Below are 12,323 nucleotides of genomic sequence, written 5' to 3' on the forward strand. Positions count from 1 at the left end.
GGGCCAGGTCCTGCGCCAATTCTTGTTACTATCGCCCTGCGTTTTCACCAGGAGCCAACGCCTCATGCAACACCAGTGGGATGAAATGCACCGCACCCGCAAGCCCTCGTTCGTGCTGTGCGGCGAGCCCCAGGGGCAGGTGCTCAATCTCTATGTCCATGGTTATTCTGCGTTTTTCAACCAGCAACAACTGGCCAGTTTCCAGGCGCAGCTGGCGGGGATCGAGGGTTCGACCAACCTGATGCTGTTCTGGCCGGCCGGGCATTTCCTGGAAAACCTCTTCGCCCCCTTCAAGGACATCATTGCCTCGATGCTCGGCGGCGGCAGCCTGGGCGCGGCGACCGTGGGTCTGGGCAAGGCGGTGGGTTATTTTCTCGATCACTACAAAAGTGTCGAGGCGCGGGTGGACGAGGTGGCCAGGACGCTGTTGGCGGAGCTGGCCAACTACCTGCACGCCGAGTCGATCGAGGTCCGTCAGATCAACCTGATCGGCCACTCCCTGGGCGCACGCCTGCTGGTCAAGAGCCTGTTGGCCAGCCCGGAGCTGGCCCGGGAACTGCCCCTCAATCACCTGTTGTTGATGGGCGGGGCGATTTGCACGTCCAGCCCCTGGGAGCAGGTGTCGGCACCACTCAAGGGGCGCGTGATCAATTGCCACTCCAGCAAGGACTGGGCCCTGGCGCTCAAGCCGGATACCGAGCGCTGTATTGGCCGCTATGCCATCCCCCTGACGCCATCCCTCAAGGGCAAAGTGACCAATGTGCATCTGGTCACGTTCGACCACGCTGCCTACTGGCCGCAGTTGCAGACCGTGGTGCAGTACACCGACTTGCTGCAAGAGCGCCGGGGCATGATCCGTGCGGACCAGCGCAGTGCCGAGGTGCGCTTTGCCGAAGAGGATGTGGACCTGTATCCGGTGCTGCTCCAGGCACGGGCGCCAGAGTTGCAGTTCCTCGCCGAACTGATGGCCGCCAAGCGCAGTGCGACCATCGCTGCGGATGTGCGCGACCCACTGCAGTTGGCCATCGAGTTGCAGCGCATGGGCGGTGACAGCTTTATGAACCTGGCCCGTGGGCACGGCGTGAGTTACCGCCAATTGGCCCAGGACGTGGCCCTGCGCGTCGGTATCAAGTTTGACCAGCCCATCGACAGCGTGGCCCTGGTGAGCCTGGAAGAGCGGGTCGCCGAGACCCTGATCGAACAGTACAAGGACAAACTCAGCCAGGCCGACCGCCAGGTGTTCGAGGCCGAACTCCGGGCCGCCGCGCAAAAGGAACAGGGGTTTTTCCACCGTTTCGATGTTGGCCGCTCGGCCACCACCGCATTGAGCGGAACGGCGCTGGCCGGGTTGACCGGGTTTATCCTGCGGCGCGGTGCGGCCACGGCGATTCCGGTGGTGGGGCAGGCGCTGGCGGCGGCCATGCTGCTGGTGAGCGGGGTACGGGCGTTTTCCGGGCCGGCGTATTCCATCACGACCCTGGCGGTTCTGGTGCTGGGGGTGATTCGCCAGCGCATGGAGCGCGAGGCGCTGAATCAGGAAATGGACCTGGTGGTGCAGGTGGTCGAGGCGCTTGATCTGCCCCGGGAAACGCTGATGCGCACGGTCTCGCCTGACTGCTAAGCTGCGTCCTTGTCTTGTGTGTCTGCCGGGTACCCCGCGTGAAATTCAGCCTGCCGAAAATTGCGACCGCCCCGTTTTGCCCTCCGGAAGTGGCGGGCACCATCCCCGTCGATCCCCGTGCGCCGTTTTTCAAACGGGTGCTGCAGTTTGCCGGTCCCGGCCTGCTGATTTCCATCGGCTACATGGACCCCGGCAACTGGGCCACGGCCATCGAGGCCGGGTCGCGCTATGGCTACAACCTGCTGTTTGTGGTGTTGCTCGCCAGCCTGGCGGGGATGGCGGTGCAGTGCCTGTGTTCGCGGCTGGGCATCGCCACCGGCAAGGACCTGGCGCAGCTGTGCCGCGAGCGCTACAGCCGGCGTTCAGCGCGCACGCAATGGGTGCTGGCGGAAATCTCGATTATCGCCACCGACCTGGCCGAAGTCCTCGGCTGCGCCCTGGCGTTCCACCTGTTGCTGGGGGTATCGCTGACCACCGGTATTGTCATTACCGCGTTTGACACGCTGCTGATCCTGGCCCTGCAAAACCGCGGCTTCCGGCGCCTGGAAGCGATCATGCTGGCGCTGGTGGCGACCATCGGTGTGTGTTTCTTTGTCGAACTGGTGTTGATCAAACCCTATTGGCCGGATGTCATGCGTGGCTTCACCCCGTCGCTCTCGGCGATCAGCGATGCGGCGCCGTTGTACCTGGCCATTGGTATCCTTGGGGCCACCGTGATGCCACATAACCTGTATCTGCACACGTCCATCGTGCAAACCCGCCTGTTCGGCAAAGACCTGGCCAGCCGCCAGGACGCGGTCAAGCTGGCGCGTATCGACACCATCGGTTCCCTGGCCCTGGCCTTGCTGGTCAACTCGGCGATCCTGGTGCTGGCCGCCGCGGCATTCCACCAGAGCGGTCATACCGAGGTCGTGGAAATCCAGGACGCCTACCACCTGCTGGACCCGCTGGTGGGCGGCGCCTTTGCCAGTATCCTGTTCGGCATTGCCTTGCTGGCGTCCGGGCAAAGCTCGACCTTCACCGGCACCATCGCCGGCCAGGTGATCATGGAGGGTTACCTCAATCTGCGCATTCCTTGCTGGCAACGCCGCCTGATCACCCGTGGCCTGGCGCTGATCCCGGCGTTTCTCGGGGTGTGGTTGATGGGCGATGATGCCATTGGCAAGTTGCTGATCCTCAGCCAGGTGGTGCTCAGCCTGCAGTTGCCCTTTGCCCTGTACCCGTTGATCCGCATGACCGGCGACCGGCAACTGATGGGGCCGTTCGTCAATCGCCTGCCCACCAGGATCCTGGCCTGGAGCCTGTTTAGTGTGATCAGCGGCGCCAACGCCTGGCTGATCGGCCAGTGGCTGTTCTGAGTCAGCGGTCCCAGTAGGGCACGCTGCCGAAGCGTTCGACAAAGAAGTCGATGACCGTGCGCACCTTCACCGACAACCGCCGGCTGCCGGGCCACAGCGCGGCAATCTGCTGCGGCTCCAGGGTGGTGGCCACTTCATATTCGGTCAGCACCGCCTGCAAGCGTCCGGCGCGCAGGCTGTCGCCGATCAGCCACGAAGGGAACACCACGAACCCCAGGCCCTGTTCGGCGGCGCGCGCCAGGGTGTCGGCATGGTTGCCGGTGATCGGGCCCCTGACTGTATAGGGCGTCCAGTCGTCCTGGGCGCGGCGGAAGAACCAACGCTGCTGGCCGTTCACGCCCTTGTACGCCAGGCACTGGTGATTGAGCAGCTCATCGGGATGGCGTGGAGTGCCAAAGCGCGCCAGATAGTCGGGGCTGGCGGCAATCCTGTAGCGCTGGGGCGCGAAAATACGCGCCTGCATTCCGGAATCGTTGAGCACACCGATACGGAACAACAAGTCGGCGCCTTCCTGCAGAGGATCGACGTAGGTGTCGGTCTGCTGGATATCCAGTTGCAGCTTGGGGTATCGCTGGCACAACTCGGCCAGCCAGGGTGACAGGTGGCGCTGGCCGAACACCATGGGCGCATTGATGCGCACCAGGCCGCTGGGCTCGCTTTCCTGTTCCTGCAGGGCCTGCCCGGCTTCTTCCAGCTGTTGCAGCATCAAGCGCGCATGATGCCCGAGCAAGCGCCCGGCTTCCGTGGGGCTGACCGCACGGGTATGCCGATACAGCAATTGCTGGCTCAGGGCCTGTTCCATCAACTGGATCTGCCGGGAGATGGAAGAGGGCGCCAGGCCTTCGCGGCGTGCGACTTCAGAGAAGCTGCCGTGGTCCAGCACCGCGACAAACAGGCGTAGCGCCTTGAAACTCAGCTCGTTGAAGCCCTGCATCGTCACTCCATGCTGTGCGTATTACGCAAAGGTGTTGTCCGCATGCTCCCATTTATCGCACAGGTGTGCCACCGGATAATGCGCGTCATTGTTCTTCTGACCTGTAGGTGCTGTATGCAAAGTTCTTCTCTTGGGGTCGCGGCCCAGGCCCGACCAAAAAACCGCCTGGGGCTGCTGCTGTTGCCGCTGGTGATCCTGGCAGGCATGGGCCTGTCGGTGGAGGCCGGGTTGCTGGGGCCGTTGGGTGCCCAGGTGGGGCACTTGTGGGCGACCTTGAGCATCTTCGCGGTGGGCACGGCGATCCTCCTGTTGCTGCTGCTGTTCAGCGGCCCACAACAAGGTCCGGCCCTCAACGAGCTGCCGCGCTGGCAGCTGATCGGTGGGTTCCTGGGGCCGATGTATGTGGTGGTGCTAACCCTGGCCACGCCCCATATCGGCATTGCCATGACCATGATCGCGATCCTCTCCGGGCAGGTCGGCAAGAGTGTGCTGATCGACCACTTTGGCTGGTTCGGCACTGCCCGCAAGCGGGTCAACGGTGAACGCTGGATTGCGTTGCTGTTGATTGTGGTGGCTCTTGTTTTGATTGCGCGGGGTTAAGGCGATGAATCTGCTTCTATTGTTGGTGCTGGTGGTTGCCGCCGGCGCGGTGTTGAGTGTGCAGGCGGCGATCAATGGGCGCCTGGGGCAAACCGTCGGTGTGCTGCGCAGCAGCCTGGTGACGTTCTCGGTGGGCACGCTGGTGACTGGCCTGCTGATCCTGTTCTTCGAACCGGCCCAGGCCGTCAGCCTGTTGGAGGTGCCCAAGTGGCAACTGACCGGGGCGTTGTTCGGTGTGGTGTACATGATGGTGATGGTCGGTGCGGTGCCGATCGTGGGCACGGCGGTGGCGACGGTCGCGGTGATCGTCGGCCAATTGGCCATGGGCATGCTGATCGACAACTTCGGCTGGCTGGGCAACACCGCCATCGAACTGTCCGGCAGCCGGGTGCTGGCGATGCTGTGCCTGGCGTTGGCACTGGTGTTCATGTACCGCAGCAGTGCACGCCAGGCTGATTAACGGCGCTGAACCTTGGGTGGCGGGCGGGAGTCACTGCTTAAGGTGCCAGCATTCGCTGCACCAGGACGACCATGAAAAAGGAGTCTTAACATGCCAGATCCAACCTGTGCTTGCCCGCATTGCAAATGTGTACTGGGGCCGAACGCTGTGATCAAAGACGGCAAGGGCTATTGCTGCCAGGGTTGTGCCGAGCACCATGCCCATGGTGAGCCGTGCGAATCGGCGACCGGCTGCGAGTGTGCCAAGTCGGCCCATGGCTGATCGGCCAATAGCGCCAACACCACCAGGCAGCGTAAGCTGCCTGGCTTTTTCCCCTGTCGTGGAGTTTTATCGTGGCCAAAGCAGCTGCTGTCATTGAAATCCCGGTCTCGGCCGATCAAGTCTGGCAATTGGTCGGCGGGTTCAACTCGTTGCCTGACTGGCTGCCATTGATTGCCAAGAGCGAGCCGGGTGAAGGCGGGCGCGTGCGTCACCTGCAAACGGCGGATGGCGCCGTGGTGGTCGAGCACTTGCAGACCTTTGACAACGTTGCGCGCACCTACAGCTACACCATCAGCGAATCGCCGTTTCCGGTCAGTGCCTATTTGGCGACATTGCAGGTTGAAGCGTTGGGTGAGCATTCGGCCAAAGTCACTTGGTCCGGTGTGTTCACTCCGATTGCCGGTGTGACGGATGCCGAGGTGGAAGAGCTGTTCAGCGGCGTCTACACCGGCGGCGTCGAGGCCCTGCGCAAAAACTTCCCGGCCTGATCCGCCACTATCGCCGGCAAGCCGGCTCCTACAGCGGCTGTTGTGTGCGGCACTCCAGGGTCAACCGCGCGCCCCCACGCTCGCTACTGCCGACTTCCAGGCCGAAGCCATGCAGGTTGACGATCGCCGCCACAATCGACAGGCCCAGGCCAAAGCTGCCCTGCTGACCACCGTCGACCCGGTAAAACCGCTGGAATACCACCGCGCGTTCCGTTTCCGGGATTCCCGGGCCGGAGTCCAGTACCTCGATGCGCGCACTGCCTGCCTGGTCGAGCCCGCGCAGAATCACTTCGCCGCCCGGCGGGGTGAACTTGATCGAATTGCTCAGCAGGTTGGCCAGGGCCTCGAACAACAGTGCGCGGTCACCGGTGATCGGCGGCAATGATTCGGGGACTTGCAGCAGCAGCTCCAACTGGCCTTCTTCCGCCAGTGGCAGGTAGAAATCATGCAGTTCCTGGAGCAAGGGCAGGGGATCGAAGACCAGGAAACCGGAGCGTCGTTGACGGTCTTCCAGCTCGGAGATGCGCAACAGGCCGCGAAAGCGCGCCATCAGGGTGTCGGTCTCGCTGATGACTTCATCAAGCTGCAGGGCCTGCGGCGAACCTTCATCGGTCTGCTGCTTGATCCGGTACAGTTGCGCACGCAAGCGGGTCAGTGGGGTGCGCAGGTCGTGGGCAATGTTGTCGCACACGCCCTTGACCTCGTTCATCAGCTTTTCAATGCGCTCAAGCATGGCATTGACGATGGCCGCGAGCATGTCCAGTTCATCGCGGCGGTTGGACAGCGGCAGGCGGTGGGTCAGGTCGCCGGCGACGATGGCTTCGGCGCTGGCCTGGATCCCGCGAATCCGCCGCAGCGGGCGCCGGCGCAACAGATGCCAGCCGGCGACGCCGGGGATGATGGTCAGGGAGATCGCCCAGAGCAGGGCTTGCAGGATGATCCGCGTCACGCCCAGCAACGAACCGTTGTCGCGCACCAGCACCAGCCAGCGGCCATCCTGGGTGTGGGTTGCCACGGCGTCGCAGCTGCCCCGGGGCAGTTTCGGGTCATCCGATTCGATGCAGTTGGCCAAGGCATGGATGCGCCCGTCCAGGGGCAAGCCTGCGGGGATCTGCTGGAGCGGGCCGCTGAGGGGGCGTTGTTGCCCATCGAACAGGCCATAGGCATCCATGCCCTTCATATCGAAGGTCATGCTGGTGGCCAGGGCTTCATCCAGTTGCGCGCCGTTGAAACGCTGGAACAGATGCTGGCGCTGCATCAGCGAGTGGCGCGACAGGTCGCCCAGATAACCCGAGACCTCGTAATACAGCACCCCCATGAGGATGCAGCTCCAGGCCACGAACAGCGAGCTGTACAGTGCCAGCAGACGGCTGCTGGACGAGCGCCAGCCGTTAGACGGGTTCAGCAATGACATAGCCCGAACCTCGTACCGTGCGGATCAGCGGCGTCAGGCCCGGCGGGTCGATTTTCTTGCGCAGGCGGCCAATGTGCACGTCGATCAGGTTGGTCCCCGGGTCGAAGTGATAACCCCAGACTTCCTCGAAGATCATCATCCGCGAGAGGATCTGCCCGGTGTTGCGCATCAGGAATTCCAGCAACTTGTACTCGGTCGGCAGCAGGCTCAGCGGCTGGTCGGCACGGCTGGCCTCGCGGCTGATCAGGTTCAGTTCCAGGTCGGCCACGCGCAGGGCGGTTTGCGCGGCCTTGACCGCGTTGTTGCGGCGCAGCAGCACCTCGACCCGCGCGGCCATCTCGTCGGAAGCAAAGGGTTTGGTCAGGTAGTCATCGCCACCGGCGCGCAGGCCGCGTACCCGTTCATCCACGTCGGAGAGGGCGCTGATCATCAGGATCGGCGTCGACACGCCGAGGGTGCGCAAGGTGGTGACAATGGCCAGGCCATCGAGCTCCGGGAGCATGCGATCGAGGGTGATCAGGTCGTAATCGCCACTGACTGCCCGCGTCAGACCTTCGCGGCCGTTGTCGACCCAGTCCACGTCCAGTCCATGACTGCTTAACTCAGCGACGATCTCGCGGGCCGTCACGGCGTCGTCTTCGATGGTCAAAATGCGGGTCATACAGGTTACCTGGTCACACGGGAGTGGGGCATTTTGCCAAGAAATGCCAGCGAGGTTTCTAAAAGAAAATTCATGTAGGCCATTCTCCAGGTCACCTCGGTCAAATGTGGGAGCCGGCGTGCTCGCGATAGCGGTAGATCAGCCCAAGCATTCGGTGACTGACACGCCGCCATCGCGGGCAAGCCCGCTCCCACAGGGGTTGGCGGTGCCGGTCCTGGGAGTGCATAACGCCCGCCCTCTATGCCTGGTTCTTGCAAGTTGCATGATTCTTGGAAGTTCAACTTGCTTATCTGATTGAAATTAATGGGTTTTTATTTTCAAGGCGACTGGCACGGCGTCTGCACTGTCCGTTTCGACAGATGTAACACCATTTTTCAATGCCTGGAGCACAACAACAATGATGACATCCTCATCCACTTTGCAAGAGTCGAGCACGCTCTCCGGGGTTTCCTGGGGGGCGATCTTTGCCGGGGCTGCGGCCGCCGCTGCGTTGTCCCTGGTCCTGGTGCTGCTGGGCTTCGGCCTGGGCTTTTCGGCGGTGTCGCCGTGGGCCGACAGTGGCATCAGCGCCAAGGGCCTGGGCATTTCCACGATTGTCTGGCTGGCCTTCACCCAGATTGTCGCGGCGGGACTGGGCGGTTACCTCGCCGGTCGGCTGCGGGTCAAGTGGGCCAATATGCATGGCGATGAGGTGTACTTTCGCGACACCGCCCATGGTTTTCTCGCCTGGGCCGTGGCCACGCTGGTGACCGCGACCCTGGTGGTCGGCTCGGTCAGCAGCATCGTCGGTGGTGGGGTGCAGGCCGGTGCGAGTGTGGCCTCGGGCGCAGCCAGCGGCTTGACCCAGGCCGCCGGCAATGCGGCCAATGGCGACGATTTCGGCTATTACGTTGACAGCCTGTTCCGCGATGATCGCCCGGCAGCCGCCAGTGATGACGCAGTGCATGGGGTGGTGGCGCGGATCTTCGCCCGCACCCTGGGCAATGACGGCCAGTTGGCCCCGCAGGACCGTGCCTACCTGGCGCAGTTGATCAGCCAGCGCACCAACCTCAGCCAGGCCGATGCCGAACGGCGCGTCGACCAGGTCTACGGTGACGCCCGCAAAGCCCTGGAAGAGGCCAAGTTGAAAGCCAGGCAGGCCGCCGACACCGCCAGCAAAATCGCCGCCGTGACCTCGCTGTGGACCTTTGTCGCACTGTTGCTCGGTGCTTTCTTCGCCAGTTTCGCCGCCACCTTCGGCGGTCGCCGCCGCGACGCCGTGGTGTATCTGGAAACCATTCGTTAACTCAAGGAGAACGTCATGCGCTCATTACTGCTGTGGTTCCTCGGTGTGCCGATTCCGGTCATTATCCTGATCGCGATCTTCATGCACTAACCCGCGTACCCGCTTGATCAAGGCCGCTCCTGCATGGCAGGGCGGCCTTTTTTAGTCGTCAAACCCTACCTGTTCGTGAATCTCATCAACCTTCAGTTCCAGCCGGTACGCCACCGCAATAAACAGCGCCTGGCACAGGCACAGCGTGGCACTCAGCGAGCGGAACGCGAACGACGACCCTTCATTGACCAGCAGCACCGTGTTGGCGCGCTTGGCCAGCGGTGACAGGTTGCTGTCGGTGATGATCAGCGTCTTGGCCTGGTGGTGCTGGGCGATACGCAGGCAGTGCTGGGTTTCCTTGCCGTAGGGCGTGAAGCTGATCGCGATCACCAAGTCATTGGCGCGCACGCTGCGCATCTGTTCGCGGTAGCTGCCGCCCAGGCCCGAGACCAGGTGGATACGCTTGTTGGTGTGCTGCAGGTTGTAGACCAGGTAGTCGGCCACCGCAAAGGAGCGGCGTACGCCGACCACATAGATATTGTCGGCGTTGACCACCAGGTCCACGGCTTTCTCGAAGGCCGCGTCGTCCAGCTCCAAGCCCAGGCGCTCGATGCCCGACAGCGTGGCATTCACGCATTCACGGGCCAGGTCGCCGCCGCTGGCTTTCTGCGACTTGTTGGCGATCATGCTGCGGATGCGCTGCTGGTAGTTCTGCACCGGCGTGGTCTTGTGGGTATACGCCTCGCGAAACAGCGCCTGCATTTCGCTGAAGCCGCTGAAACCAAAGCGCTGGGAAAACCGCACGATGGCCGAAGGGTGAACTTCGCATTCCCGGGCGATATCGCTGATGCGGTCGACCATGATCCGGTCGCTCTGCTGGCTCATATAGCTGGCGATGCGCTTGAGCTGGCGGGGCAGGCTTTCGTATTCATCGGTGATCAACTGCAACAGACGCTCGGCATTGATCGGAGGACTGGCGAGAACCTCGGTGACCTCGGTCTCGGCGGGAGCCTGCTGATCGGTGCGGGACATAGGCAATCCTTCTGGCTTGTTCTTACGGAGCATGCGGCTGGCACGTCGCCCCTGACAATAGGTCAATGGGCACAAGTCTACAGGGAAGGCGGCAAAAAATATCTTAATGGAAAATATATTCCACATAAAAAATTTATAGAATAAATATTGATTGATGGCGCCGGACGTCCTAGTCTGCATCCACCAAGAGCGTCGCCGTCACGATGGCAGGCGCGGGCTGATAAAAATAACAGGAGCCAGCATGGGCCAGACTCGTTTTGCCAGTGGTCGTCAATTGGATCTGATTTGTCTTGGACGCATGGGCGTCGATCTTTACGCGCAGCAAGTCGGGGCGCGGCTGGAAGATGTCACCAGTTTCGCCAAGTACCTGGGTGGATCGTCCGCCAATATTGCCTTCGGCACGGCGCGCCTGGGGCTTAAGTCGGCGATGCTGAGCCGGGTCGGCGACGATCATATGGGGCGCTTCCTCGTAGAGTCCCTGGCGCGCGAGGGCTGTGATGTCAGCGGTATCACGCTCGACCCGCAGCGTCTGACCGCCATGGTCCTGCTGGGCCTCAAGGACCGCGAAACCTTCCCCCTGGTGTTCTACCGCGAAAACTGTGCCGACATGGCCCTGCGTGCCGAGGACATTCGCGAAGCCTTTATCGCCAGCAGCAAGGCGCTGCTGATCACCGGCACCCATTTCTCCACCGACGGCGTGTATCAGGCCAGCCTCCAGGCCCTGGATTACGCCGAGCAGCACGGCGTCAAGCGTGTGCTGGATATCGACTACCGCCCAGTGCTCTGGGGCCTGGCAGGCAAGGCTGACGGCGAGACGCGTTTTGTCGCCGACCAGAACGTCAGCCAGCACCTGCAAGGCATCCTGCCGCGCTTTGACCTGATTGTCGGCACCGAAGAGGAATTTTTGATTGCCGGTGCCAGCCACGACCTGCTCAGCGCTTTGCGTAACGTGCGCCAACTGACGGCGGCGACCCTGGTGGTCAAGCTCGGCCCGCAAGGGTGCACGGTGATTCATGGGGATATACCGGCGCGCCTCGAAGACGGTGCGATCTATCCCGGCGTGCGCGTCGAAGTGCTGAATGTGCTGGGCGCCGGCGATGCGTTTATGTCGGGCTTCCTCAGTGGCTGGTTGAACGACGCCGGTGACGCGCGTTGCTGCCAGCTGGCCAATGCCTGCGGCGGGTTGGTGGTGTCGCGCCATGCCTGCGCCCCGGCAATGCCGACTCCGGCGGAGCTTGAGTATCTGTTCAACAGCCCGGTGCCTATCACCCGGCCGGATCAGGATTTGGTACTGCAGCGTTTGCATCAGGTCAGTGTGCCGCGCAAAACCTGGAAGCAGCTGTTTGTGTTCGCTTTTGACCATCGCTGGCAATTGCTGGAACTGGCGCAAAAAGGCGGCCAGGACCCGGCGCGGGTCAGCGCGATCAAGCAGCTGTTTATCCAGGCAGTGGAGCGTGTGGAGAGCAAGCTGGGCGAGCAGGGGGTGGAGGCCGATGTGGGCATTTTGGCCGACCAGCGTTTCGGCCAGGATGCGCTGAACGCCGCCACCGGCCGTGGTTGGTGGGTGGCGCGCCCGGTAGAGGTACAGGGTTCGCGGCCGCTGGCGTTCGAACATGGCCGCTCGATCGGCAGCAACCTGATTGCCTGGCCCCAGGAGCAGATCATCAAGTGCCTGGTGCAGTTTCACCCCGACGACGAGCCGCTGCTGCGCCTGGAGCAGGAGGCGCAGCTCAAGGCCCTGTATCAGGCCGCGCAAACCAGTGGCCATGAACTGCTGCTGGAAGTGGTGCCGCCCAAGGATCATCCCTCGACCTACCCGGATGTGCTCTATCGCAGCCTCAAGCGCCTTTACAACCTGGGCATCTACCCGGCCTGGTGGAAGATCGAGGCGCAGAGTGCCGAGCAGTGGCGGCAGCTTGATGAGCTGATCGAGGAGCGCGACCCTTATTGCCGGGGCGTGGTATTGCTGGGCCTGAATGCCTCGGCGCAAGCGTTGGCCGAGGGGTTCCAGCAGGCCAGCCAGAGCCGGACCTGCCGCGGGTTTGCCGTGGGCCGGACGATTTTCCAGGAGCCGAGCAGGGCGTGGATGGCGGGGGAGATTGATGATGAAACCCTGATCCAGCAGGTGCAGCAAACCTTCGAGCAACTGATCCAGGCTTGGCGCAGCTCCAGAATTTAA

At 62.7% G+C, this 12,323-nt stretch carries 12 protein-coding genes; 8 read left to right on the plus strand and 4 right to left on the minus strand.

The window, feature by feature from the left end; all coding sequences use genetic code 11:
- The first annotated feature begins 64 nt into the window (after window positions 1–64).
- Complete coding sequence (locus HU773_RS11060; protein ID WP_170060502.1) at window positions 65–1,621, plus strand: DUF726 domain-containing protein; 1,557 nt, start codon at window positions 65–67, stop codon at window positions 1,619–1,621.
- 38 nt (window positions 1,622–1,659) lie between these two features.
- Entirely contained in the window at window positions 1,660–2,979 is a 1,320-nt protein-coding gene (locus tag HU773_RS11065) for an Nramp family divalent metal transporter (RefSeq protein ID WP_057444760.1), read from the plus strand.
- A gap of 1 nt (window position 2,980) precedes the next feature.
- On the opposite strand, the gene HU773_RS11070 is transcribed toward HU773_RS11065, so the two are convergent.
- Window positions 2,981–3,913 (minus strand): LysR family transcriptional regulator, encoded by a 933-nt coding sequence (locus tag HU773_RS11070; protein ID WP_128593411.1) that lies wholly within the window; start codon window positions 3,911–3,913, stop codon window positions 2,981–2,983.
- A 114-nt stretch (window positions 3,914–4,027) separates the two neighbouring features.
- Here HU773_RS11070 and HU773_RS11075 point away from each other — a divergent pair, with 114 nt between their 5' ends.
- From HU773_RS11075 to HU773_RS11090, 4 genes are all read left to right on the plus strand, one after another.
- Entirely contained in the window at window positions 4,028–4,513 is a 486-nt protein-coding gene (locus HU773_RS11075) for a DMT family transporter (RefSeq protein WP_128593412.1), read from the plus strand.
- A gap of 4 nt (window positions 4,514–4,517) precedes the next feature.
- Complete coding sequence (locus HU773_RS11080) at window positions 4,518–4,973, plus strand: DMT family transporter (protein WP_057439075.1); 456 nt, start codon at window positions 4,518–4,520, stop codon at window positions 4,971–4,973.
- Between the two features lie 90 nt (window positions 4,974–5,063).
- Window positions 5,064–5,234: a metallothionein gene (locus HU773_RS11085; protein WP_081044213.1), complete on the plus strand. Its 171-nt coding sequence runs from the start codon at window positions 5,064–5,066 to the stop codon at window positions 5,232–5,234.
- Window positions 5,235–5,305: 71 nt separating this feature from the next.
- Window positions 5,306–5,722, plus strand: a complete 417-nt coding sequence (locus tag HU773_RS11090; RefSeq protein WP_057439074.1) for an SRPBCC family protein — start codon at window positions 5,306–5,308, stop codon at window positions 5,720–5,722.
- 28 nt (window positions 5,723–5,750) lie between these two features.
- Here the strand turns inward: HU773_RS11090 and HU773_RS11095 are convergent, their stop codons facing one another.
- Complete coding sequence (locus HU773_RS11095; protein ID WP_186625869.1) at window positions 5,751–7,136, minus strand: sensor histidine kinase; 1,386 nt, start codon at window positions 7,134–7,136, stop codon at window positions 5,751–5,753.
- The gene (locus HU773_RS11100; RefSeq protein ID WP_057439073.1) at window positions 7,114–7,797 is read right to left on the minus strand and encodes a response regulator transcription factor; all 684 of its coding nucleotides are present in this window, start codon (window positions 7,795–7,797) and stop codon (window positions 7,114–7,116) included. The genes HU773_RS11095 and HU773_RS11100 overlap by 23 nt, the downstream gene beginning before the upstream one ends.
- 397 nt (window positions 7,798–8,194) lie before the next feature.
- Between HU773_RS11100 and HU773_RS11105 the strand changes: the two genes are divergently transcribed.
- On the plus strand, window positions 8,195–9,082 hold the full coding sequence (locus tag HU773_RS11105; RefSeq protein ID WP_057959194.1) for a hypothetical protein: 888 nt from the start codon (window positions 8,195–8,197) through the stop codon (window positions 9,080–9,082).
- Between the two features lie 141 nt (window positions 9,083–9,223).
- On the opposite strand, the gene HU773_RS11110 is transcribed toward HU773_RS11105, so the two are convergent.
- Window positions 9,224–10,144: a MurR/RpiR family transcriptional regulator gene (locus HU773_RS11110; protein ID WP_057444762.1), complete on the minus strand. Its 921-nt coding sequence runs from the start codon at window positions 10,142–10,144 to the stop codon at window positions 9,224–9,226.
- A gap of 241 nt (window positions 10,145–10,385) precedes the next feature.
- Between HU773_RS11110 and HU773_RS11115 the strand changes: the two genes are divergently transcribed.
- Complete coding sequence (locus HU773_RS11115) at window positions 10,386–12,323, plus strand: bifunctional 5-dehydro-2-deoxygluconokinase/5-dehydro-2-deoxyphosphogluconate aldolase (RefSeq protein ID WP_170045231.1); 1,938 nt, start codon at window positions 10,386–10,388, stop codon at window positions 12,321–12,323.

Source organism: Pseudomonas shahriarae (genome assembly GCF_014268455.2).
GTDB lineage: Bacteria > Pseudomonadota > Gammaproteobacteria > Pseudomonadales > Pseudomonadaceae > Aquipseudomonas > Aquipseudomonas shahriarae.